Here is a 21,919-nt window from a genome sequence, read left to right as displayed (position 1 = left end):
GTCAGTTTGGCACGCTGAACTTAAGCGCTTGTCCCCATTTCTGGGGACAAGCGCCCCCTCCTCACACCCACGCGGCCAGCGTGGCCACCACCTCCGCCATGTGCGGGCGGGTCCGCACGTCGGCCTGCATGCAGGCCCGTGCCAGGTGCTGCAGCTCGCTCAGGGGGGCGGAGCCTTCGGCGTCCGGTTCAGGCGAGCACCGTTGGGCCAGCTCCAGCAGCAGCAGGCCAAAGGCCCGCACCTCCAGCGCCAGCAGGGCCTGGCGCGTGGGGGCGGGCAGGTGGGTGAGGACGGTGGCGGCCCCAAAGTCGCTCAAACAGGCGTGGCCGGTGGCGGGGTGCCACAGGGTGTTGTGGGCGTACAGGTCGCCGTGCATCACGCCGCGGGCGTGCAGGTGGGCCACGGCCTGGGCCACATCCCGTGCCAGCGTGTGGGCCACGGCGGGCGAGAGGCGCAGCGCGGGGGCGTACACGTCGCGGGTGCAGCTGGCCAGGCTGGGCGGACCGGCCAGCACGGTGTGGGTGGGGGGGATCAGCGGCAGCAGCACGCCGGGCAGGCCCTGGGGGTGGCCCACCACCTGCGCCACCGGGGTGCACAGCGCCGGGTGGGGCCCGGCGGCGAGGCTGGCGGCCAGTTCGTCGTGGGGCAGGCCGTCGCTGGTCATGGCCCCTTTGAACAGCTTGAGCGCCAGCGGCTGGCCGTGCAGCGCCTGGGTGGCCGGGTCGGCCACAGCCGCAGCGCCCACCGCCACCTGGGCCTGGTGGATGTGGCCCGAAGCGCCCTCCCCCAGCCGCGGCCCCACGGCCACCTGCGCCCAGTCCACACGGGGGACATTGGGCACATTGAGCACGGTGTCCGCGGGGAGCACGGTGTCTGCGGGGGCCACACCCCCGGGGCTGGCGGCGTCTGCCCGGGGCTGGCCGGGGGCCGCCACCGCCGGGTTGCCCGACAGCGCCAGCCAGGCCAGCGCAGGCAGTTCCGTCAGCCAGCCCGGCAGGGCCTGCAGCCGGTTGGCCGACAGGCGCAGCAGCTCCAGTTGGCTGGCCGCGGCCAGGGTGTCGGGCAAGCGGGTCAGCCGGTTGCCCGCCAGCATCAGCTTTTGCAGCGCCGGGCGCTGGCCCAGCTCGGGTGGGAGCTGTTCCACCGCGTTGTCGGTGAGGATGAGCCAGCGCAGCGCGGGGGGCAGCGCCGCCGCGCTGACGTGGGCGATGCGGTTGGCCTTGAAGCCCACCATCTGCAGCTGCGGGCAGTCGCCCAGCACCTCGGGCAAGTGGGTGAAGGCGTTGTCCGAGCCGAACACCACCTTCAGCTTCTTGAAGCGGGTGAGGTCGTGCGGCAGGTCGGTGAGGCGGTTGCCGCTGAGGTTGAGCACCTCCAGCGTGTCGGCCAGGCCATACACCTCGGGTGGCAGCGCCGTGAGGCCCGCGCACAGGTCCAGCCGGGTGAAGCCCGCCAGTGCGCCGCTGCGCAGTTGTTCAAGCGTGTGCATGGCCGTTCACTTGCCTGGTTTTTTCTGTAAACAGTTTATTTTTTATCGTCATACAATCATTTTTTTGATTCAACAGCTGACTGATCATATGAAGCATCCGGTCCTCCTTTCATTCGGCCGCTGGGCGTCCAACCGCGCCAAGCTGGGGGCTACAGTCTTGGCGGTGGCGGGTGTGCTGGCCGCCTGCTCGGGCGTGCCGCTGGGTTCGGTGCCGCGGCTGATGCAGTTGCCCAACCAGTTGGCCGATGCCGACCCCGCCGAGCTGCAGGTGGCCTTGCAGTTGGACCAGCGGCTGGTGCCCGCATCCGACGCCGCCCCGCAACTGCTGCTGAAACTCACGCCCAAAGACCCCCGGGCCTACGCCCCCATCGACCGCAAGCTGCCGTTGCAACTGGCCACCTCCACCGGAGCCCTGCTGGGGCTGGACGCCCCGCCACCCGGGCGGCGCTGGTGGGTGTACAGCCTGCCTGCCAGCTCGCAAGCGGAGCTGGTGCGCATCCAAACCTTGGTGAAGCAGGCGCGCGCCCAACCCGCTGGCCCCAGCCAAGCCCAGCGCGGCGGCACCCTGAGCCTGGGCATTGCGCAGGACGACCTGGCCAGCCGCCTGACCACCCGCGACCCCAGCCTGGCCGCCAGCCGCTGGGCCACCTGGATGCAGGTGCGCCGCGCCGAGGGTTTTTTTGAGGTGTGGACGGGCACCCTGGCCCAGGTGCGCGACGCAGCCACCCAAGCCGCCACAGGGCGCTGACCCCCCAGGCCATTGCATGGCGCACCCATAATCGGCGCCATGAATGCTTACCCCTCCCTGTTCCCCCTGGGCTGGCAGCACTACCTGCTGGGCGGCCTGCTGATCGGTGCCGGTGTGGCGCTGCTGTTCCTGTTCACAGGCCGTGTGGGCGGCATGAGTTCGGTGTTTTCCAGCACCTGGTCGTATGTGGTGCAGCGGCCCTACTTCCAGCAGCCGCGTTACACCGGTTCACGCGGCTGGCGGCTGGTGTACGCCGCCGGGCTGGTGGCCGGGGCGGCGGTGTGGTGGCTGTGGCTGGGCCGCGCGGCGGCGCAGGGCGTGGCCCCGTCCACCGGTCTGCCCGCCTGGCAACTGGTGGTGGGCGGCTTTTTTGTGGGGTATGGCGCCCGGTTGGGCAACGGCTGCACCTCGGGCCACGGCATTTGCGGGTTGGGCTCGCTGCAGTGGCCGTCGCTGATGGCGGTGCTGACCTTCATGGCCACGGCCTTCCTCACCGCCAACCTGTTCGCCTGGGCGCTGGGGGGTGGGGCATGAACGCACAACGCTTTGGCGCGGGCCTGGCCACGCTGGTGGCGGGCATGTTGTTCGGGTTTGGGCTGTCGCTGGCCACCATGATCCAGCCGCAGGTGGTGCTGAGCTTTCTGCGCTTTCAGGACTTCGGGCTGATGCTGGTGATGGGCGGCGCGGTGGCGGTGGCCCTGCTGGCCTACAAGGGCCTGCCCCGGCTGATGAAGCGCCCGCTGCTGGACGACCACTTCCACCCCCACCCCAGCGCCTGGAACCGCGACACCGCCATGGGCGCAGCCCTGTTCGGCGTGGGCTGGGGCCTGTGCGGCGTGTGCCCCGGCCCCGCCATCGCCGGGCTGGGCACCGGCAACCTGGACCTGCTGTGGGCACTGGGTGGCATTGCGCTGGGCGCACTGGCTCAAGGTTTGATGAAGAAATAAGCGTCTGGCGCTTTATATGAAAGCGCAAGCAGCTATCAAAAACAAAGCAAATCAGGCCATCCCCACCGCGGCCACCCCAGGGCGACCGGCCTGACCCCGCTCACACCGCATCCCGCCCCAGCTGGCGCAAGCGCCGCTCCCAGCGGGCCACACCGGCGGAGCCCAGCTTGTCCACCTGGCCCACCAGGGTGGAGTTGACCGGGGCAATGCCCACAAAACCCAGGATGTTGCGCTCCAGCGACTTGACGCTGTGCGCCCGGTAAAACCAGCGGTACAGGGCGGCGGGCATGCCCATGGTCACCACCACCCGGGCGCTGCGCCCGCTCAGGCCCTTGGCGGCAAACGGGTTGCCGGGCTGGGCCGGGTCGGGTTTGAAGGCAAAGTCGGGCCGCGCCACCTGCTCCAGAAAACCCTTGAGCAGCGCGGGCATGTCACCCAGCCACAACGGAAACAGCAGCACCAGGTGCTGCGCCCAAGCAATGTCGGCCTGCGCCTGGCGCAGCCCCAGGGGCACGGGGGTGGACTCCCATTCGCGCTGGCTGCGCAGCAGCGCAAAGTCCAGCTCGGCCACCCACAGGCGGCGCACGCTGTGGCCCGCCTCCACCGCGCCCTGGCAATAGGCGTCGGCCAACACATGGTTGAGGTGACGGCGGGCAGCGTCAGGGTGCCCTTCGATGAGCAGAATGTGGCGTGACATGCGACCATGTTGCGCCTGCCCCTCCCACCCTGTGTTGACACGGATCAGACCATGCCCCCCTCCAGCACCGCCCTGCCCGCCGGTTCAGTCCCCGCCACCGTGGCCCCGGTGGCCTTGCCCCACGCCTACCGGCTGCTCAACCACGGCCCCACGGTGCTGGTGAGCGCCGCTCACAACGGCCAGCGAAACCTGATGGCCGCCGCGTGGAACATGCCGCTGGATTTCGACCCACCCAAGGTGGCCGTGGTCATCGACAAAAGCACCTTCACCCGCGGGCTGGTCGAAGCCTCGGGCCGCTTCGCGCTGAACCTGCCGCCCGTGGCCCTGGCCGACGCCACGCTGACGGTGGGCAGCGTGTCCGCCCGCGACGGCGGCCCCGCCACCCAGCCCGACAAGTTCACCGCCCTCAACCTGCCCACCTGGCAGGCCACACCCGACGACCCGCCGCTGCTGCAAGGCTGCGTGGGCTGGCTGGTGTGCAAGCTGCTGCCGCAGCCCGAATTGCAGCAGGCACACGACCTGTTCCTGGCCCAGGTGGAAAGCGCCTGGGCCGACACCCGGGTGTTTGCCCAGGGCAAGTACCTGCCGGTGGCCGACATCCCGCCCGAGCTGCGCACGCTGCACCACCTGGGCGCCGGGGTGTTCGTGTCGCCCGGCTGGCAGTGGCAGGCCCGGCAGTTGGAGCCGGTCACGCCCTCGCACTGAACACGGGCGCTGAGGGCCTGCGATGGGCGGGGGCCGGGCCGTGTGTGGGAGCGGCTCCTGCGCCGGTGATCGGCTTTCAGCCGATTGCGCTGCGGTGCTCGACCGTGGGGCGTCGTCGCGGAACTCACGCCGCTTTGCTGCGCAAAGCTCTGTTCAGACAACCGCGACGAAGTCAGAGGTGGAAGCTGCGCTTTCGCGCAGCCGCCCCGCGGTCTGTGCGCCTCGCCACCGGCGAAGTCGCCGCCCCCACACACGGCCCGGCCCCCGCCCATCGCAGGCCCTCAGCGCCCGTGTTCCACGGCTCAGCCCCGGTCGAACACCGGGTCCACCGGCACTTGCAAGCCCACGGCCAGCTGGTTGGTCTTGGCCGCCAGGCCGATGATGGACAACAACTCGGCATGCTGCGCATCGGTCATGCCCTTGGCCTTGGCCGCCGCGGTGTGTGAATGCACACAGTAGCTGCAGCCGTTGACGATGGACGCGGTGATGTACACCAGCTCCTTGGTCAGCGGGTCCAGCGTGCTGGGCGTGGCCATCACCCGCTTGACCTCGGCCCAGGTCTGCGCCAGCAGCTCGGGGTTGAAGGACAGGTAGCGCCACATGTGGTTGATGAACTCGGTGTTGCGCGTGGCGCGGATGTCGTCAAACACCGCTTTGACGCGTGGATCGGCTTCGGGATCGGCAGGACGGGCAATGGTGGACACGGTGAACCTTCAAAACAATTGAATGTCGCCATCAAAGCCCCCCGGCCCGCTGGCGCGGGGCGCAGCATAACCTTGTGCCCATGTTGAACCGACGCCAAACCCTGCAAGCCTGCGCCGCCGCGGCCACCGCCGGGGCTGCCGCCACCCTGCCGAGCCTTGCCATGTCGCCCACCACCGCCCCCGTCCAAGCCCTGAGCCACCTGCCAGGCCTGCAACCCAGCCCCCGCATGCCCGTGGTGTTTGCCGGCCACGGCAGCCCCATGAACGTGATCGAGCCCACCCGCTGGCGTCAGGGCTGGGAAGCGCTGGGTCGCCAGTTTGGCGAGGGTCAGCGCTGGCCCACCCCGCAGCTGATCCTGTGCATTTCGGCCCACTGGATCACCCGGGGCTGGCACGTCACCGGCATGGACAAACCCGCCACCATCCACGACTTTGGCGGTTTTCCCCAGGCGCTGTTCGACATGCAGTACCCCGCCCCCGGTGCCCCTGCGGTGGCCCAGGCCCTGGCCGCGGCGCTGCGCCAACCGTCCACTCAACAGGCGGTGGGCGTGGACGATCACCAGTGGGGCCTGGACCATGGGGCCTGGGGCGTGCTGCTGCCCATGTTCCCCCAGGCCAACATCCCGGTCATCCAGCTCAGCATGGACTACCACCGTCCCCCGTCCGAGCACCTGGCGCTGGGTCGGCAGTTGCAGGCACTGCGCGAGCGGGGGGTGTTGATCGTGGGCAGCGGCAACATCGTGCACAACCTGGGGGCCATGGCGCGCACCGCCGCCGACAACCAGACCTACGACTGGGCGCTGGAGTTCGACGCCCAGACCGCCCGCCACCTCACCCAGGGCGATGCCGACGGCCTGGCGCGGTTCCTGGACTGGGGTCCGGCCACCCGCCTGGCCCACCCCACACACGACCACATGCTGCCCCTGCTGTACACCGCCGGGGCCGCCCAGGCGGGCGAAGCGGTGCAGTTCTTCAACGAGGGTTTCCAGATGGCCGCCATTTCCATGCGGTCGGTGGTTTGGGGGTGAGCCGCCTGGCAAGTTAGAGTGGGGCATGGCCACCAAGCGCTTCCCCGCCAACCCCGCGCACCCCGAGCGCCTGTGCTGGGGCTGCGACCGCTACTGCCCCGCCACCGACATGGCCTGCGGCAACGGCTCGGACCGCACGCAGCACCCGGCGGAGTTGTTCGGACCCGATTGGGCAACATGGATGCTGCTGGAGGATGCCGACAAAAACGCCTCCACGTCAGACACGTCGTTGGTGGTGCGCAAGCCCTCAAACGCGGCCTGAGCCTCGGGGTAGCGGCGGCGCAGCAGGTTGAGCCACTGCTTGAGCCGCCCGGCGCGGTGGCGGCGTTCCACCCGCTGGCCCACCAGCGCCCAGTAGCCTTGCATCAGCCCCAGCAGCTCGGGCCAGGGCACCTGCACCGGCCAGTCGGTGTTCACCTGGCCTTGCACATGGCAGGCCGACGGGCGTTGGGCCGGGGACTCAGGCGCGGCAGCGATTGCTACCAAAACAGGAGCTGCTTGCGCTTTTTCTGAAAGCGCCAGAGGCACTTTTTCCTTGAGATTTTTCCGCTGCCTCGCCACCGCGGCCCGCACGGCCAGGGCCAGGCCGGGGTCGGCCACCATGCCGCGGCCCAGCATCAGGTGGGTGCAGCCGCTGGCCTGCTGGCAGCGCAGCGCGTCTTCGGCGCTCCAGATTTCGCCATTGGCCACCAGCGGCACCTGCACCACGGTGCGCAGGTCGGCAATGCGCTCCCAGTAGGCGGGCGGACGGTAGCCGTGCACCTTGGTGCGGGCGTGCACCACGATTTCGGCCGCGCCCCCGGCTGCAATGGCCAGGGCGCAGTCTTCGGCCAGGGTGTCGTCGTGGAAGCCCAGCCGCATCTTGGCCGACACCGGCACCTGCGGCGGCAGGGCACGGCGCACCGCCCCCACGATGCGGTGCAGCAACTCGGGGTCTTGCAGCAGTGACGAGCCGCCGCCGTGGCGGTTGACCACCTGGGCCGGGCAGCCAAAGTTCAGGTCCACGCCGTGTGATCCCAGCTCGGCCAGGCGCACGGCGTTGGCGGCCAACAGCTCGGGGTCGGAGCCCAGCAGTTGCCCACGCACCGGCACGCCACTGGCGGTGCGCCCGCCGTTGAGCAGTTCGGGGATGGTGCGCACAAAGGCGCGGGCGGGCAGCACGGTGTCGGTGATGCGGATGAACTCGCTCACACAGCGGTCGATGCCGCTGGGGAGCCCACGGTGCGCGCCCACGCGGGTGAGGGTGTCGCGCAGCGCAAAGTCGAGCACGCCCTCCATGGGGGCCAGCAGCAGTTGCATGCGTGGCCTCAGGGTTTGCGGTGTGCGGCCTTGGCCTGCTTGTAGGCCTTGCGGCGCTCGCGCTCGCGTTCGGTCTTGGCGGCGGTGGCCTCGGCGTCGCGCTGGGCGGCGCTGGCCTGCCATTGGGCGAATTCGTCGGGCAGCTCCAGGGTGATGCGGCCCAGGGCGCCGGTGCGCAGGTCGGCAATCAGGCGTTCGCCCGCGCGGTGCCAGTCCATGCTGCCGCCTTTGCCGGTGGCCTTGACGGCCTTGGCCAAGGCTTCCATGGCGGCTTCGTCGCTGAGGGCCTGCACGGCGGCCACGTCCTTGAAGCCATAACGCTTTTGCAGCGCCTGCGGGTAGTGGCGTTGCAGGTAGGCCATGAGGTCCAGGGCCACCTCGGCCTCGTCGTAGGCGTTTTTGCCCACCGCGCCGCTGGCGGCCAGCCAGGTGCCGCTTTCGGTCACGGCAATGCGGGGCCACAACATGCCGGGGGTGTCGAACAGGTAGAAGTCGTCGGCCAGCACAAAACGTTGCTCGTGCCGGGTCACACCGGCTTCGTCACCCGTCTTGGCGGTTTTCTTGCCCACCAGGCTGTTGATGAGGGTGGACTTGCCCACGTTGGGCACGCCGCCGATCAGCACCCGCAGGGGCTTGGCCATGCCACCGCGCAACGGGGCCAGCTGGGTGCAGGCGTCGCGCAGGCGGGCGATGGCGGCCTTGGTATTGGGGCGGGTGGTGGCCAGTTGCGCGGTGGTTTGTGCGCCCGACTGGCCCCAGCCGCTCTTCTGGCCGCCACTGGCCGCACCCGCCTTGCCACCGCCCATGCCGGGCGATGGGGCGGCGCTGAATTCGGTGACCGCCGCCAGCCCGATGGCCCGGGTGTCGGGCCGGGCGTTGTAGTGCGCCAGCCAGAGGGCGGTGCGCTCGGGGTCGGCCAGGTCCTGCTTGTTGAGCACCTTGAGCGTGGGCAGCCCGGCAGTCAACTCGGCCAGCATGGGGTTGGCGCTGGAGCCGGGCAGGCGGGCGTCCAGCATCTCGACAAACACGTCAATGGCCTTGACCCGCTCGGCAACCGCCTGACGGGTGAGGTGCATGTGACCGGGAAACCATTGAACAGACATGGGCAGACAGGGCGGCAGCGGCGCGCAAACAAAACAACCCCCGATTGTCGGGCACCTGCCCGCTACCATGGTGGCCACCCCCTTCATCCATTGCGCGGTCACGCCATGCCCTCCACACCGTCCCCCACCGCTCCACACGCCACCCACGCCACCCGCGATGCCGCGCTGGACGCCGCCGTGGCCCAGGCCCACGCCCGCTTTGCCGCCGCCAACCCGCTCAGCCGCCAGCACTTCGAGCGCAACGCCGTGGTGATGCCCGGGGGCAACAGCCGCTCCACGCTGTTCCACACGCCGTTTCCACTCACCATGGCGTCGGGCAGCGGGGCCACGGTGCAGGACGTGGACGGGCACCGCTACACCAACTTCATTGGCGAGTACACGGCGGGCATCTACGGCCACTCGGCCCCCGAAATCCGCGAGGCCGTGGTGGCCGCCCTGGGCCAGGGCGTCAACCTGTGCGGGCACAACCTGCTGGAGGGTGAACTGGCGCGGCTGATCTGCGGGCGGTTTGCCTCGGTGGAACAGGTGCGCTTCACCAACTCAGGGACCGAGGCCAACCTGATGGCCCTCACCGCCGCGCTGCACTTCACCGGGCGGCGGCGCATCGCCGTGTTCAACGGGGCCTACCACGGCGGGGTGCTGACCTTCGGGGCCACGCCCTCGCCCACCACCGCGCCTTACGACTTTGTGGTGCTGGACTACAACGACGCCGAACAGGCCCGCACCCGCCTGATGGCCGAGGGCGAACGCCTGGCCGCCGTGCTGGTGGAGCCCATGCTGGGCGCGGGCGGCTGCATCCCCGGCGAGGCCGACTTTCTGCGCACCCTGCGCGAGGTCACCCAGTCGGTGGGGGCGCTGCTCATCTTCGACGAGGTGATGACCTCACGCCTGGGCGGCCATGGCCGTCAAGGGCAGCTGGGCATCCGCCCCGACCTCACCACCTTCGGCAAGTACCTGGGCGGCGGCATGTCGTTCGGGGCGTTTGGCGGGCGGGCCGACATCATGGCGCTGTACGACCCGCGCCTGGGCAGGCTGGCGCATTCGGGCACCTTCAACAACAACGTGGTGACCATGGCCGCGGGCATTGCAGGGCTGACCCGGCTGTACACCCCCGCCGCCGCAGAGGCCCTGACCCAACGCGGCGACGCCCTGCGCCAGCGCCTCAACGCCTTGTGCGCCGCCGAAGGCGTGGCCCTCCAGTACACCGGCCTGGGTTCGGTGATGAACGCGCACTTTGTGGCCCAGCCCATCCGCCGCCCGGCCGATGCCGCCGCGGGCGACGCACGCCTGAAGGAGCTGCTGTTCCACCACCTGCTGGCCCAGGGTTTTCACACCGCGGCCCGGGGCCTGGTGGCCCTGCCGCTGCCCCTGACCGACGCCGACCTGGACGCCTTTGTGGCCGCGGTGGGCTCGTTCATCCAGACGCACCGGGCACAATGTGGCGCAGCTTGAAACCCGCCCCTTGCGCTGACGCATGCATCCCCACGTCTATTGGCTCACCGGCCTGCCCGCCTCCGGCAAAACCACCCTGGCCCGCGCGTTGCACGCGCACATTGCCGACACCTTGCACCTGCCGGTGACGTGCCTGGATGGCGACGAGCTGCGCCAAGGGCTGTGCGCTGACCTGGGCCTGGACGATGCCAGCCGCACCGAAAACATCCGCCGCGCAGGGGAAGTGGCGCGGCTGATGCACCGTGCGGGGCTCACCGTCATCTGTGCCTTTGTGTCGCCGTTCCACGCCGACCGGCAGCGCGTGCGCGCCCTGTTTGGACCCTCCAATTTTTCCGAGGTGCACCTCGCCACCTCGCTTGAAGAATGCATTCGCCGCGACCCCAAAGGCCTTTACCGCAAGGCCCAACGAGGCGAGATTCAGGGCATGACCGGCTGGGACGCGCCCTTTGAGCCCCCCACGGCTGCCGAGTTTGTCTTCGACACCCAGCAACTGGCGTTGCCACAGATGGTGAGCGCCCTGACCCAACGGTTACAGGATTGATTCCATTGGACCGCAAGGGTCCGTCAAGTGGCGGCTTTGTGATGACACGGGCCTCCACTCCAGCAAAAGATGGCTGGGTTGCGAATCAATCACAACAAAACCCAGCCTTAAATAAAGGCTCAAGGCCCGATTGGAGGGCCGACATTGGAGTTGCAGGGGCAATTTTTTGGCAACAGCTTCCGCTTGCAATTCACCCATCAGGCGTTGGCCGTAACCCAGGTTCCGAAATTCGGGGAGCAAGCTCAGGTCAGCCAAATGCAAAACTTCACCGCGGCCAACAATCATTCGACCAATGGTTTGCGGAGCACCGCGCCGTGGTTCTGCCACAACAATGGAATCACTGACCGCCTTCTGAGCACGCCGATGGTGCTGCTCATGTGCGGCGAACTGCATGCGCATCATGTGGGTCAACATTGCTTCATCCCAATGGCTTGCTTGCAATTCCTCCAGTTTCACGACAGAAAAAAGATTGAAGCAAAAATCTCGATCATCTGGCAACGTGGGGCGCAGTGAAATGATTTTGACACTCATGACGAACCATTCCTTGATGAAGCGGCCACACTTCACCAGAGAAAATATTTCTCAGGCCAAACTCAGCATGGCCACAATCAACAAAACTGAAGGCCCACCACTTTGTCAGTGGTGGGCCATGACAAGATCAAACTGCATGCTCAGCAGTTGATGAAAACCCATCAGTCTGCCGGAGAAGGGAAATATCCACCATAGTTGATGCAATAAATCATGGGCAAATAGGGCTGGCGATTTTCATGCGCCTGACCAGTCCCAGGATTTGCCCCCAAAGTTGAAGGATGAAGGGGGGTATTGACCGGATCTTTGCTGAAATTGCTGATTGAGTTGAATGAGTTGTCACCGGTGATCTGCATCGGACGTGACAACCACGAACTGCCAGCCACCGGTGTCGCCAACGTGTTGGCCCGAGCGCCTGGAAGGCCCACCAACTCCATGACCATGGTGTGATGATGGACAGCCATTTGAGATTGCTGATTCAGCGCCACGGTTTCATGGCCATACGATTGACCCCGCGTTCGGGGCGTGAGGCCCGCTCCCTGCCCGTCCCCCACCACGGCATTTCCCCTCAGATCGGGTACGCCAAAAGTGGTTCTCCCATCTCCCCCGTAGACAGAACCTAGCACAGCAAACAGACCTTGATATTGCTGGATTGGGTAAGTTTGCCCATTGCATTCCAACCAACCTTCAGGTGCATATTGAAAACCAAATGCCCTGACCTCTCCTATGTATGCATCCATGGTGTCCTCCTCAAGATTCTTGTGGGTAAATGCCGTTGAGCGCAATGATGTAGCTCATGGCGGTACAGGGCATGATGTTGTCATGCGGCTGGCTGGCGCCCGCGTTGCCAATCGTGGTGTCCCCGGGACTGGCCTTGGTCACCGCCGTTGTGGGCAGCCCATCCTTCACATACATGGTGTTCGGGTCGGGGGCGTTGGCAAAGGTCACGTTCTGAGCCACGTTTGGGCTGTTGGCCGTGACACCGGCGGTGCAGAGCGCATGGGTGTGTGCTGGCATGGTGGCGTCGGTCAGCCCCACCGCCTCCACACCCCCCTTCTGCCCCAGCACCCGTGGCGTCAGCTTCGTCGTGGGATTGACAACGCCGGTACCCTGATTGATGGGAACGCGACCACGCAAATCTGGAAGCCCAAAGTCATTCCTGCCATCGCCACCATACGTGGTCCCCAACAGCGAGTAAAGCGCTTGATATTGGTTGATGGGCAGTTTCGAACCGTCGCAAACATGCCAATCCGCCGGAGGTTGCCCCTGGACCAGACCGGCCATGACACGAATTTCACCAATGAAATAGTCAGACATGTTCTTTCCTTTATTTCAAATCAAATCATCAAGGCCGAGGAGGAAAAACACCCTGATACGCGATGCACAGATTGAGCACCTGGAAAGGCTGCATGTTCTCGTGCCCCAAGCCGCCGCCTTCCGGCTGTACGCTGCCAGGATTCAAAGGCACCATGCTTGCTTGACTTGCTGGCGTTGCATAAATATTTTGTGAAGTCGGCACCTTGGCGTTGGCTCCCCACGAGGAAATGGAGCTTCCTGCGACTGCCAGCGTGGTGGCTGCGGCCACCACGGTTTGCACGGCATGCGTATGGGGAGGTATTTGCGCCTGGGTCAACACCACGGATTCGGTGCCACCAGCCGCCCCTTGTTTGTAGGTGGTCCCTTGCTTGCTGGTGCCTCGACCAATGGCGGTGCGTCCTCTGAGATCAGGCAACCCGAAGGTGGTTTTGCCGTCACCCCCATAGGTTGTGCCCAGCAAGGCATTCAGCGCTGCGTAGTTTTGAATATTGAGAACAGCGCCATTGCAGGCCAACCACCCTTGCGGTATTTTTCCATAAGGGAAGGCCCGAATTTCACCGACAAACCAATCTCCCATGACATGACTCCTCATGTGTTGACAACATATGGGAGCAATGTTCATGCGCACCCCTCCCACCTCTGTATCGTCCGCCGTCGTGATCGAAGGCTGGACTTGAAAAATGCTACTACACAAATATCTTTTGTGCCACCCTGCGATGAAACCGACATCACTTTTTTTCATCCCGAGGGGATTGAGTCGTCGTGCAGACTGAATTTGGTGCCCGATGACGAAGGATCCGAAGTGAAACCACTCAGTGGCCAGGCAAAGAGCCCCCACAACGCTGAGCGGCCGACAAATTCACAGCTTCAATCCATATTTCAACAAAAACCAGGTTAAGCTATTGAAACCTTCGTCCCAATCACCCTCCGCCACCTTGCCACATCACACTTTTCAGCCCGGCAACGCTGGCCAAACAAGCTGAGCAGCACAAATGCCCGCATTTGCAATAGCTTCATGAATTTTTTTTTCTCGCTTCCGCACATCGTTGCACTGACATTCATGGCAGTCATTTGTCAGCCAGTTCTGTCCGCATCGATTTCGCTGGAAAATAAGCTAGGTGGTTTGTCCCCCGGAACATCCGTCAGCTTTGCGAACCTGGGTGGTACCCTTGAGCTGAAAGAAGCCCCCACACCGCCTGACGCACCCACTCATCGCGGCGTGCGTTATTTCACGACACCCAACGGCGATGTCGTGGCGATGGCCAACCGTCTGCTGGTGGAGGTCAGGGACCCACACACCCTCAAAGCCGTTCTGGCTTTGCCACAGGTGCAAGACCACGCTGCGCTCGCGCACCTGGAAAAAACCCACATCGAACTGCTGGAAACCTCCGACGTGGCAACGGCGCTTGCGCTGCTTCCCACGCTTGTGCAAATGCCCGGGGTGGTGTCTGCTCAGCCTGATCTTGCTCAGAACGTCACCCGGCATGGCGACCGTCGCTACCTGGACTGGAAGCACTTTGACCTTGCCAAGGCCATTGGCCTGAACGACGCTTGGCGTTTGACACAGGGGCAAGGCGTGCGGATCGCCGTCATCGACAGCGGCATTGATCTGCAACACCCAGACTTGCGTGGCACCCAACTCCTGGCGAGCTTTAATGTGGAGCAACGCACCCGAAACACCACGCCAAAGGCGGCCGACGAAGGGCACGGCACGCTCGTTGCCGGGTTGATTTTTGCTCGCCACAACGGCATCGGAATCGATGGCGTGGCACCACAAGCGGGATTGATTGACATCCGACTGATGAGTGGATGGGCTTCCGCCACGGTCATCGGCTTGCAAGCGGCAGCGCAAGCCGGGGCAGATATCATCAACTGCAGTTGGACGTTTCCTCTGATGCTTGATCCGGTCGCGCATCTGGTGGATGAGCTTGTGAGCCGAGGCCGCCAGGGCCGTGGCATCTTGTTGGTTGTTTCAGCGGGGAATCGGCTGCGTGAAATCGTCCGACCGGATGAGTTTCCGGCCTATCCAGGGCTGCTGACGGTGACGGCGGTGGATCATCACGGCGCTCCTTATGGCGCGGCTTATGGCAAGGGGGTTTTCATTGCAGCGCCAGGCATGGTGAGAACCACGGGCCCCCATTTCGGAGGTTATGAACCTTTGGGAGGAACTTCAGCCGCGGCCGCCTTGGTCAGTGGCACCATTGCATTGATGCTGGCCGTGAATCCGCAACTCAGCCACATTCAGGTGCGAAAGCTGCTGACCGACACCGCTGAAGCCATTGCACCTGGAGAGTATTCTGACCGACGCAAACCCCTGGTGGGAATGGGTCACCTGCACGCAGGGCGAGCTGTCGCGGCAGCGGCAGCGGCAAAAAAGAACAAAGACTGACCATGACAGACCACGACAAAAACACCGACTTCGATCCCTCCTACCTGCATTCCGACAACTTTCCAGCGTTGCTGCAACGCTTGAACATCAGCTTGGCGCTGACCTCCTATCAGGCCAATCGGGTCATGTTCGTGCGCAGCGACGACGAGGGGCTGGACATGTTGTTTCAAGCCATGCCGCTGCCGATGGGAATGGCGGTCACCGACGACCGGCTGGTGCTGGGAAGTTGGGCACAAGTGCTTGACTACCGCAGACACGACGCACTTGCCGCCCAAATTGATCCCAAAGTGGATGCGTGTTTTGTGCCACGCGGCTCGTTGGTCACCGGAGCCATCAACATTCACGACATTGCCTGGGGCCCCGAAGGTTTGTGGGTGGTGAACTCCACGTTCTCCTGCCTGGCGACACTCAGCCCTGACCACAACTTTGTGCCGCGCTGGAAACCCCACTTTGTTGCCGACCTCAAGCCCGATGACTGTTGCCACCTCAACGGCATGGCCATGCGCAATGGTCGGCCTGCCTTTGTCACCACCTTCTGCCGTGACAACCAACCCAACGCATGGCGAGAGTTCAAAGGCGACGGCACGGTCATGACTGTGGCAGACAACCGGGTGATCGTGGATCAGTTGCTCCTTCCCCATTCGCCCCGTTGGATTGACGGGTGGTTGTACTACTGCGAATCCGGTCATGGGCGCGTGTGGCGCTGCCGCGAAGACGGCAGCGAACGTTCTTTGGTGGCCGAATTGCCGGGCTACACCCGCGGCATTGACCATCTGGGGTCGTTGCTCTTCGTGGGTTTGTCGCTCCCCCGAACGTCCCTGGGGGCGCCACGCCTTCCCCTGCTGGATCGGGTGGACGGCTGCGCATGCGGTCTTTGGGTGATTGACCTGAAAAAACTCACCGAGGTCGCCTGGTTGATGTTCACTGGCGATGTGCAACAGATATACGATGTGGTCCTTTTGCGAGACATGAAGTTTCCCCACTTGGTGGAGTGGGACAACGAGAAGCTTGAAAACTGTTATCGCTATCCACCGCTGGCTTAAACAACACGCTTGAAGGGAGTTCCCATGAAAAAGCCACAGACCACGTTGCGCCCGCTGGTCAAAATTGCCCTGCCGACGGTTGCCGTGGTGGTTGGGGCCGGGTTCATCGGCAGCAGCAACCAAAGCCGCAGTTCCGCCGGAAGTTCCCGCAAAGCCAAGACCGAAGTGGCCGCCGTGGTCACCCAGGACAAAACAACCACTTCGCACGACCCCCTGTTTTCTTTTTCGACACCGCCAGCCCAAACCACGCGCCAAGTGGCTCAAAGGCCGGTGGACACGGCCCCCATCGGGACGTGGAATGAAGACCAGCTCTGGCAAGGGCACCGTGCAGGACGCACCAGCGGCTCGCTGCTGAATCGGCTCAACGGCGGCGTGCGATTGGGGAAACCTGGTTTGGCTTGGACCTGCCAGACCTTTGCCTGCATCAGCGGTCCCAACAGCGGCTTAGGGTGCAGCACCGACGCCGACTGTGCTGGCACCCCCGCTCCCACCGTGACCGCCGCCAAGATCACCATCTCCGGAGCATCCGGCGCAGGCGGGGTGTTCATAATTGGCGACACCATCACCGCCACCTGGAACAACACAGCCAGCGGTGACAACAACACGGGCGTCACGGGTGTCACCGTGAATTTCAGCCAGTTCGGCGGTGGCGCAGCCGTTGTGGCAACCAACAGCGGTGGCACCTGGACGGCCACCTACACCATCGTGGCCGGTGGCAACAGCGGCTCCAACAAAAACGTCAGCGTCACCGCCACGAACGGCTCCGCGACCACCACCACCGACGACGCCAACGCCACGCTGGACAATGCGGTGCCCACGCTCTCGGCGGTCGGCGTTTCTGGCACCACAAGCACAGACACCACCTTGGCCGGTACGTCCAACGAAACCGGTACGGGCTACTGGATTGCCGTTGCCAATGGTTCCACCGCGCCCACCGCCGCACAGGTGGTTGCCGCCACAACGTACAGCGGTGTCACCATCGTCGCCAGCGGCAATGGGGCGATGACAGCCACCGTCGCCAAAAACTTCGCCGTCGCCGGACTGTCGGCCAGCACCACCTACACGCTGTACCTGGTGGCCAAAGACACCGCTGGCAATTCCAGCGCGGTGGCCAACACCAACGTCACCACCAATGCCCCGGCCAATGCCGCCCCTGTGGCCAGTGCGGTGACCATCACCGGTACCGCCAAGGTGGGTGTGCAGCTGACGGGCGGCTACACCTATTCCGACGCCAACGGCGACACGGAAGGCACGTCCACCTTCCGCTGGATGAGCGACACCCAAAGCAACGGGGCCACCAAGGCCGCCATCAGCGGAGCCACGGCCAGCACCTACACCCCTGTGGCGGGCGATCAGGGCAAATACCTGTTCTTCTGCGTCACCCCGGTGGCCACCAGTGGCACCTCGCCCGGCACCGAGGTCTGCTCCAGCGCCACAGCCGCTGTGGCCGTGGCCGAAGCCGCCCCCGTGGCCAGTGCGGTGACCATCACCGGCACCGCCAAGGTCGGTGTGCAGCTCACAGGCGGCTACACCTATTCCGACGTCAACGGCGACACGGAAGGCACGTCCACCTTCCGCTGGATGAGCGACACCCAAAGCAACGGGGCCACCAAGGCCGCCATCAGTGGCGCCACGGCCAGCACCTACACCCCTGTGGCGGGCGATCAGGGCAAATACCTGTTCTTCTGCGTCACCCCGGTGGCCACCAGTGGCACCTCGCCCGGCACCGAGGTCTGCTCCAGCGCCACGGCCACGGTGGCCGTGGCCGAAGCCGCGCCGGTGGCCAGTGCGGTGACCATCACCGGCACCGCCAAGGTGGGTGTGCAGCTGACGGGCGGCTACACCTATTCCGACGTCAACGGCGACACCCAAGGCACGTCCACCTTCCGCTGGATGAGCGACACCCAAAGCAACGGGGCCACCAAGGCCGCCATCAGTGGTGCCACGGCCAGCACCTACACACCCGTGGCGGGCGATCAGGGCAAATACCTGTTCTTCTGCGTCACCCCGGTGGCCACCAGTGGCACCTCGCCCGGGACCGAGGTCTGCTCCAGCGCCACAGCCGCTGTGGCCGTGGCCGAAGCCGCCCCCGTGGCCAGTGCGGTGACCATCACCGGCACCGCCAAGGTGGGTGTGCAGCTGACCGGCGGCTACACCTATTCCGACGTCAACGGCGACACGGAAGGCACGTCCACCTTCCGCTGGATGAGCGACACCCAAAGCAACGGGGCCACCAAGGCCGCCATCAGTGGCGCCACGGCCAACACCTACACCCCTGTGGCGGGCGATCAGGGCAAATACCTGTTCTTCTGCGTCACCCCGGTGGCCACCACGGGCACCTCGCCCGGCACCGAAGTCTGCTCCAGCGCCACAGCGGCTGTTGCGCCGGCCAACGTCACGCCGACGTTTGTCAGCGCCGGCGCTGGCTCGCTGACCGTGGCCCAAAGCGCCAGTGCCACCGACATCACCGGCCTGCTGCACGTGAGTGACAGCGACAGCGCCCAGACCGAAACGTGGACGCAAAGCGTGGCCCCCAGCCACGGCACGCTGAGTTTCGCCAGCGCCACAGCCAGCAGCGGGTCCACCGACATCACCCCGGGTGGCACCATCACCTACACCCCCACGGCCAGCTACGTGGGCAACGACAGCTTCACCGTCCAGGTCAGCGACGGCTCGGCCAGCGCCACCCGCGTCATCAACGTCACCGTCGGTTCCGCCCGGACCGTGACGGTGAATGCACTGACGCTCAATGCCATGGTGGCGAACACCCCGTTCGTCAGCCAGAGCTTCAGCGCCGCGGGCGGGTACGGGGCCTACACCTACAGCGTGTCTGCCGGGTCCCTGCCCGCAGGCATGTTGCTCAACACCAGCACCGGGGCGCTGTCGGGCACCCCCACCACCGCGGGTGCCTACAACTTCACCATCCAGGCCGCAGATTCGAGCACGGGCACGGGTCCGTTCAGCGGCACGCGCAACTTCACCGGCTCGGTCGTCCTCAATGGGACTTGCGGCACGGCCAACGGCACGGCCATTGCGTACCAACCCGCAGCGGCCAACCTGTGCAGTGCGGGCACCGCGAGTGCGGTCACGGTGGGCTCTCCGTGGACCTGGACCTGTGCGGGTGCCAGTGGGGGCACCACGGCGAACTGTTCCGCCCCCAATGGGTCCACGGCCACGGGCTCGGGCAGCGGTCGCATGGAAATCACCTCGTCCAGCGGTGGCACGGCCTGGCAGGTTCAAAGCGCTTCTTTCGTGTCCACCGCGTCCACGGGCAGCACCCCTCCGGCCGGTTACAGCTTCCCACACGGGTTGCTGGACCTGCGCCTGGACACCGGTACGGCCGGAACCAGCGCCACCGTCACCATCACCTACCCCTCAGCCTTGCCCGCAAACGCGGTGTATTGGAAATACGGCAGGACCACGGCCAACACCACGCCACATTGGTATCAGTACGCCGGTGCCACCATTTCGGGCAACACCGTCACCCTGACCCTGACCGATGGCGCCGATGGGGACGATGACTTGGACGCAACCAACAGCCTGATCACCGACCCGGGTGGCCCCGGCCTGCCTGGCGACCCGTCGGGGGTTCCCACCTTGTCTCAGTGGGGGCAGCTGGCACTGTCGGGCCTGTTGGCCATGGTGGGTGTGGGGGCGATGCGCCGTCGCCGCACCTTGAACAAGTGATTCAATCACTCCTGAAAAAATAGCACTCTGCGCTTTGTTTAAAATCGCCAGAGGCTATTTTTTTCAACAAACTCACACCGGCGCAGGCAGGTTTTCACCCAGCCGCTTTTCAGACACGTATTCCTGCCGGTAAAGCTCAAACGGCAGGGTGTCGGCGTCTTCAATGGCCTTCTGGGCAACCAGGGACTGGCGGCTTTCGGCTTCGCAGGCGGCCTGTTGCTCGGGCGTCCAAGGCAGATCGAGCAGGTGCTGCCGGGTGTGGGCAGCCTGCTCGCGCACAAAGCCCACAAACGACCGGTCTGACCGGGCCAGCAGCTGCGCCAGCACCTGGGCCGACGGGGCGGTGTCCAGCGCCGACAGGCGTTGCACCATGGCGGCCAGCGCCTGGGTGTGGCTGTGGGGGGCGTGCTCGTCCAGCCCTTGCACGGCGTCCAGCCGCTGGGCAATGGGGTGCATGGCAGACAACAGGTCGTGCCCCCAATCGGTGAGGCGAACGGGGTGGCCGTGGCGGCGCAGGGTCAGGCCCGGTTCGCGCCCGCGGGAGGCGGTGAGCTGCTGGTTGTGGGCCAGCTCGTGGAGTTCGTCGGGCGTGTCGGGCGGGCTGTCGGTCAGCAGACAGTGCAGCAGGAACACGTCCAGAAAGCGCAGCGTCTGGGCGTTGATGCCCACGGGCTCGAACGGGTCGAGGTCGAGCAGGCGCACCTCCACATACTCCACCCCACGCTCGCGCAGGGCGTGCAGGGGCCGTTCGCCCTGGAAGATGGTGCGCTTGGGGCGGATGGTGCCGTAGAACTCGTTTTCGATCTGCAGCAGCGTGGTGGCCAGTTGCAGGTAGTCGCCACCGGGGTTGACGATGCCCAGCGCGTCGTAGGCGGGCCAGGGGCGGGTGAGCGCGTCGTGCAGGCTGGCGGTGTAGCTGTCCAGGCTGTTGTAGCTGACGCAAAGCGAGGCCTGGGCGTCGCTCTGGTAACCCAGCTTGCCCATGCGCAGACTGGTGGCGTGCGGCAGATGCAGGGTGCCGCAGGTGCTGGCGTGTTGCGGGTCGATGGGCACCAGGGGATGGTCGCGCCCTTCCACAAAGGTTTTGCACACCGCGGGTGAGGCCCCCTGCAACGTCAGCAGCAAAAAGGCGTGGCGGCGGAAGTTGCGAATGAGCGCAAAGTACTCGGCACTGCTCACACCGGGCAGCGACCAGTTGTAGTGGATGCCCGAAATGGTCTGCATGCGCCGCCCATACCGCAGGCCCAGGCCCATGCGGTAGACGCTTTTGGCACGCCCCACGTTGGAGCTGCCGTAGCGGCCCAGCGGAATGGTTTCGTCGGTGGGCAGGCCGCAGGGCATGCTGGAGACCCACATCATTTCGTCGCCCTGGGCGGCCAGCACCCGTTGGGTGAACTGGTGGATGCGCGTCAGCTCGGCCAGGCAGTCGTCCACACTGGCGTGTACGCCGGTGATCAGCTCCAACTGGCTTTCGCTGTAGTCGGTGGTGATGTGGGGATGGGTCAGGGCCGACCCCAAGGCCACCGGGTGCGGCGTCAGGGCCAGGCCACCGTCGGGGCGGGCCCGCAGGCTTTCCTTCTCAATGCCCCTTCGCATGCCCAGCAGCCGCTGCTCAGTCAGGCGGTGCAGGGCCGTGCCAGGGTCCAGGGATGCGGGGGCGGAGAAGGTCTTGGCGCTCATGGGCTGGGAACTTACCATGCCGAGTACAGGCCAGCGTGACGCCGGTTTTTGCCGTTTCTGTTACGGTGGTATGGTTGCTGGCATGACTTCCATTCGTTCCACACACCTTCTTTTCACTGTCGCGCTGGCCGTGGCGGGGCCTTCCGTCTGGGCACAAACCACCGCGGCAGCGTCGGTGGAAACCCTGTCCAACGGCGTCAAGATCCAGCACATCACGGTGGGCACCGGCCCGCAGCCGTCCTACAAGGACACCGTGAAGGTGCACTACCGCGGCACGCTGGCCGACGGCAAGGAATTCGACAGCTCGTACAAGCGCAATGCGCCAGCCACCTTCCCGCTGTCCCGCGTGATCCCGTGCTGGACTGAAGGCGTTGCACGTTTGCGCGTGGGCGGCAAAGCGGTGCTGACCTGCCCACCCGCCAGCGCCTACGGCGAGCGAGGCGCGCCCGGAGCTGTGCCACCCAACGCCACCTTGACCTTCGAGGTGGAACTGCTGGGCATTGGCGGTTGAGTGCAGCGGTGAACGTTCAGCCCCCTTTACTGCATTCACAAAGCGTTCACA

The 21,919-nt window shown here is 65.6% G+C and carries 21 protein-coding genes and 1 pseudogene; 12 read left to right on the top strand and 10 right to left on the bottom strand.

Annotated elements, in window-relative coordinates; all coding sequences use genetic code 11:
- Positions 1 to 61: 61 nt before the first annotated feature.
- A complete protein-coding gene (locus ACYVB7_RS05750) occupies positions 62 to 1,489 on the bottom strand; it encodes a leucine-rich repeat-containing protein kinase family protein (RefSeq protein WP_460505670.1) in 1,428 nt (475 codons plus the stop codon).
- 88 nt (positions 1,490 to 1,577) lie between these two features.
- On the opposite strand from ACYVB7_RS05750, the gene ACYVB7_RS05745 reads away from it, so the two are divergent.
- The 3 genes from ACYVB7_RS05745 to ACYVB7_RS05735 are packed head-to-tail and all read left to right on the top strand — an operon-like array spanning position 1,578 to position 3,184.
- On the top strand, positions 1,578 to 2,237 hold the full coding sequence (locus tag ACYVB7_RS05745; RefSeq protein ID WP_460505668.1) for a hypothetical protein: 660 nt from the start codon (positions 1,578 to 1,580) through the stop codon (positions 2,235 to 2,237).
- A gap of 39 nt (positions 2,238 to 2,276) precedes the next feature.
- Positions 2,277 to 2,771 carry a YeeE/YedE family protein gene (locus tag ACYVB7_RS05740; protein WP_460505667.1) on the top strand — a complete coding sequence of 165 codons (495 nt, stop codon included), beginning with the start codon at positions 2,277 to 2,279 and terminating at the stop codon, positions 2,769 to 2,771.
- A complete protein-coding gene (locus ACYVB7_RS05735; protein ID WP_460505666.1) occupies positions 2,768 to 3,184 on the top strand; it encodes a DUF6691 family protein in 417 nt (138 codons plus the stop codon). Before ACYVB7_RS05740 ends, ACYVB7_RS05735 begins: the two co-directional genes overlap by 4 nt.
- Positions 3,185 to 3,284: 100 nt before the next feature.
- Here ACYVB7_RS05735 and ACYVB7_RS05730 read toward each other — a convergent pair whose 3' ends face one another.
- Positions 3,285 to 3,881, bottom strand: coding sequence for an NAD(P)H-dependent oxidoreductase (locus ACYVB7_RS05730; protein WP_460505664.1), 597 nt, complete (start codon positions 3,879 to 3,881; stop codon positions 3,285 to 3,287).
- A gap of 51 nt (positions 3,882 to 3,932) precedes the next feature.
- Here ACYVB7_RS05730 and ACYVB7_RS05725 point away from each other — a divergent pair, with 51 nt between their 5' ends.
- Entirely contained in the window at positions 3,933 to 4,586 is a 654-nt protein-coding gene (locus tag ACYVB7_RS05725) for a flavin reductase family protein (protein WP_460505662.1), read from the top strand.
- A gap of 302 nt (positions 4,587 to 4,888) precedes the next feature.
- On the opposite strand, the gene ACYVB7_RS05720 is transcribed toward ACYVB7_RS05725, so the two are convergent.
- Positions 4,889 to 5,290, bottom strand: coding sequence for a carboxymuconolactone decarboxylase family protein (locus tag ACYVB7_RS05720; protein ID WP_460505660.1), 402 nt, complete (start codon positions 5,288 to 5,290; stop codon positions 4,889 to 4,891).
- A gap of 161 nt (positions 5,291 to 5,451) precedes the next feature.
- Between ACYVB7_RS05720 and ygiD the strand changes: the two genes are divergently transcribed.
- The gene (gene ygiD, locus ACYVB7_RS05715) at positions 5,452 to 6,318 is read left to right on the top strand and encodes a 4,5-DOPA-extradiol-dioxygenase (RefSeq protein ID WP_460505714.1); all 867 of its coding nucleotides are present in this window, start codon (positions 5,452 to 5,454) and stop codon (positions 6,316 to 6,318) included.
- A gap of 25 nt (positions 6,319 to 6,343) precedes the next feature.
- Entirely contained in the window at positions 6,344 to 6,580 is a 237-nt protein-coding gene (locus ACYVB7_RS05710) for a DUF3079 domain-containing protein (RefSeq protein WP_460505659.1), read from the top strand.
- On the opposite strand, the pseudogene ACYVB7_RS05705 reads toward ACYVB7_RS05710, so the two are convergent.
- Together ACYVB7_RS05705 and ACYVB7_RS05700 are read right to left on the bottom strand one after the other, a co-directional pair.
- A pseudogene (locus tag ACYVB7_RS05705) lies at positions 6,514 to 7,617 on the bottom strand (tRNA dihydrouridine synthase); the annotation flags it as partial. The gene ACYVB7_RS05710 and the pseudogene ACYVB7_RS05705 sit on opposite strands and share 67 nt — an antisense overlap.
- Before the next feature lie 8 nt (positions 7,618 to 7,625).
- Entirely contained in the window at positions 7,626 to 8,720 is a 1,095-nt protein-coding gene (locus tag ACYVB7_RS05700) for a YlqF/YawG family GTPase (RefSeq protein ID WP_460505658.1), read from the bottom strand.
- 105 nt (positions 8,721 to 8,825) lie between these two features.
- Between ACYVB7_RS05700 and ACYVB7_RS05695 the strand changes: the two genes are divergently transcribed.
- Together ACYVB7_RS05695 and cysC are read left to right on the top strand one after the other, a co-directional pair.
- Entirely contained in the window at positions 8,826 to 10,172 is a 1,347-nt protein-coding gene (locus ACYVB7_RS05695; RefSeq protein ID WP_460505657.1) for an aspartate aminotransferase family protein, read from the top strand.
- A 22-nt stretch (positions 10,173 to 10,194) separates the two neighbouring features.
- Positions 10,195 to 10,713: an adenylyl-sulfate kinase gene (gene cysC / locus ACYVB7_RS05690; protein WP_460505656.1), complete on the top strand. Its 519-nt coding sequence runs from the start codon at positions 10,195 to 10,197 to the stop codon at positions 10,711 to 10,713.
- On the opposite strand, the gene ACYVB7_RS05685 is transcribed toward cysC, so the two are convergent.
- From ACYVB7_RS05685 to ACYVB7_RS05670, 4 genes are all read right to left on the bottom strand, one after another.
- Positions 10,702 to 11,244: a GNAT family N-acetyltransferase gene (locus ACYVB7_RS05685; protein WP_460505654.1), complete on the bottom strand. Its 543-nt coding sequence runs from the start codon at positions 11,242 to 11,244 to the stop codon at positions 10,702 to 10,704. The genes cysC and ACYVB7_RS05685 overlap by 12 nt on opposite strands.
- Positions 11,245 to 11,405: 161 nt before the next feature.
- Positions 11,406 to 11,981: a phage tail protein gene (locus ACYVB7_RS05680; protein ID WP_460505652.1), complete on the bottom strand. Its 576-nt coding sequence runs from the start codon at positions 11,979 to 11,981 to the stop codon at positions 11,406 to 11,408.
- A 10-nt stretch (positions 11,982 to 11,991) separates the two neighbouring features.
- Positions 11,992 to 12,558: a phage tail protein gene (locus ACYVB7_RS05675; RefSeq protein WP_460505651.1), complete on the bottom strand. Its 567-nt coding sequence runs from the start codon at positions 12,556 to 12,558 to the stop codon at positions 11,992 to 11,994.
- 28 nt (positions 12,559 to 12,586) lie between these two features.
- Positions 12,587 to 13,135 carry a phage tail protein gene (locus ACYVB7_RS05670; protein WP_460505650.1) on the bottom strand — a complete coding sequence of 183 codons (549 nt, stop codon included), beginning with the start codon at positions 13,133 to 13,135 and terminating at the stop codon, positions 12,587 to 12,589.
- 438 nt (positions 13,136 to 13,573) lie between these two features.
- On the opposite strand from ACYVB7_RS05670, the gene ACYVB7_RS05665 reads away from it, so the two are divergent.
- The 3 genes from ACYVB7_RS05665 to ACYVB7_RS05655 are packed head-to-tail and all read left to right on the top strand — an operon-like array spanning position 13,574 to position 19,677.
- The gene (locus ACYVB7_RS05665) at positions 13,574 to 14,947 is read left to right on the top strand and encodes a S8 family peptidase (protein ID WP_460505649.1); all 1,374 of its coding nucleotides are present in this window, start codon (positions 13,574 to 13,576) and stop codon (positions 14,945 to 14,947) included.
- 2 nt (positions 14,948 to 14,949) lie between these two features.
- Positions 14,950 to 15,990 (top strand): TIGR03032 family protein, encoded by a 1,041-nt coding sequence (locus ACYVB7_RS05660; RefSeq protein WP_460505648.1) that lies wholly within the window; start codon positions 14,950 to 14,952, stop codon positions 15,988 to 15,990.
- A gap of 24 nt (positions 15,991 to 16,014) precedes the next feature.
- Positions 16,015 to 19,677, top strand: a complete 3,663-nt coding sequence (locus ACYVB7_RS05655) for an IPTL-CTERM sorting domain-containing protein (RefSeq protein ID WP_460505647.1) — start codon at positions 16,015 to 16,017, stop codon at positions 19,675 to 19,677.
- 72 nt (positions 19,678 to 19,749) lie between these two features.
- Here ACYVB7_RS05655 and gshA read toward each other — a convergent pair whose 3' ends face one another.
- Positions 19,750 to 21,357, bottom strand: coding sequence for a glutamate--cysteine ligase (gene gshA / locus ACYVB7_RS05650; protein WP_460505646.1), 1,608 nt, complete (start codon positions 21,355 to 21,357; stop codon positions 19,750 to 19,752).
- An 82-nt stretch (positions 21,358 to 21,439) separates the two neighbouring features.
- Here gshA and ACYVB7_RS05645 point away from each other — a divergent pair, with 82 nt between their 5' ends.
- The gene (locus ACYVB7_RS05645; RefSeq protein WP_460505644.1) at positions 21,440 to 21,868 is read left to right on the top strand and encodes an FKBP-type peptidyl-prolyl cis-trans isomerase; all 429 of its coding nucleotides are present in this window, start codon (positions 21,440 to 21,442) and stop codon (positions 21,866 to 21,868) included.
- The last annotated feature ends 51 nt before the right edge of the window (positions 21,869 to 21,919 follow it).

This window comes from Hydrogenophaga soli (assembly GCF_054777695.1).
Note: the sequence above shows the minus strand (reverse complement) of the source record. Positions and strands in the feature narration are given on the sequence as shown.

Bases quoted from the DNA above. Each gene is read 5' to 3' on its own strand.
- ACYVB7_RS05750 (WP_460505670.1), bottom strand. From the start codon at position 1,489: ATGCACACGCTTGAACAACTGCGCAGCGGCGCACTGGCGGGCTTCACC.
- ACYVB7_RS05745 (WP_460505668.1), top strand. From the start codon at position 1,578: ATGAAGCATCCGGTCCTCCTTTCATTCGGCCGCTGGGCGTCCAACCGC.
- ACYVB7_RS05740 (WP_460505667.1), top strand. From the start codon at position 2,277: ATGAATGCTTACCCCTCCCTGTTCCCCCTGGGCTGGCAGCACTACCTG.
- ACYVB7_RS05735 (WP_460505666.1), top strand. From the start codon at position 2,768: ATGAACGCACAACGCTTTGGCGCGGGCCTGGCCACGCTGGTGGCGGGC.
- ACYVB7_RS05730 (WP_460505664.1), bottom strand. From the start codon at position 3,881: ATGTCACGCCACATTCTGCTCATCGAAGGGCACCCTGACGCTGCCCGC.
- ACYVB7_RS05725 (WP_460505662.1), top strand. From the start codon at position 3,933: ATGCCCCCCTCCAGCACCGCCCTGCCCGCCGGTTCAGTCCCCGCCACC.
- ygiD (WP_460505714.1), top strand. From the start codon at position 5,452: ATGTCGCCCACCACCGCCCCCGTCCAAGCCCTGAGCCACCTGCCAGGC.
- ACYVB7_RS05710 (WP_460505659.1), top strand. From the start codon at position 6,344: ATGGCCACCAAGCGCTTCCCCGCCAACCCCGCGCACCCCGAGCGCCTG.
- ACYVB7_RS05700 (WP_460505658.1), bottom strand. From the start codon at position 8,720: ATGTCTGTTCAATGGTTTCCCGGTCACATGCACCTCACCCGTCAGGCG.
- ACYVB7_RS05695 (WP_460505657.1), top strand. From the start codon at position 8,826: ATGCCCTCCACACCGTCCCCCACCGCTCCACACGCCACCCACGCCACC.
- cysC (WP_460505656.1), top strand. From the start codon at position 10,195: ATGCATCCCCACGTCTATTGGCTCACCGGCCTGCCCGCCTCCGGCAAA.
- ACYVB7_RS05685 (WP_460505654.1), bottom strand. From the start codon at position 11,244: ATGAGTGTCAAAATCATTTCACTGCGCCCCACGTTGCCAGATGATCGA.
- ACYVB7_RS05680 (WP_460505652.1), bottom strand. From the start codon at position 11,981: ATGGATGCATACATAGGAGAGGTCAGGGCATTTGGTTTTCAATATGCA.
- ACYVB7_RS05675 (WP_460505651.1), bottom strand. From the start codon at position 12,558: ATGTCTGACTATTTCATTGGTGAAATTCGTGTCATGGCCGGTCTGGTC.
- ACYVB7_RS05670 (WP_460505650.1), bottom strand. From the start codon at position 13,135: ATGGGAGATTGGTTTGTCGGTGAAATTCGGGCCTTCCCTTATGGAAAA.
- ACYVB7_RS05665 (WP_460505649.1), top strand. From the start codon at position 13,574: ATGAATTTTTTTTTCTCGCTTCCGCACATCGTTGCACTGACATTCATG.
- ACYVB7_RS05660 (WP_460505648.1), top strand. From the start codon at position 14,950: ATGACAGACCACGACAAAAACACCGACTTCGATCCCTCCTACCTGCAT.
- ACYVB7_RS05655 (WP_460505647.1), top strand. From the start codon at position 16,015: ATGAAAAAGCCACAGACCACGTTGCGCCCGCTGGTCAAAATTGCCCTG.
- gshA (WP_460505646.1), bottom strand. From the start codon at position 21,357: ATGAGCGCCAAGACCTTCTCCGCCCCCGCATCCCTGGACCCTGGCACG.
- ACYVB7_RS05645 (WP_460505644.1), top strand. From the start codon at position 21,440: ATGACTTCCATTCGTTCCACACACCTTCTTTTCACTGTCGCGCTGGCC.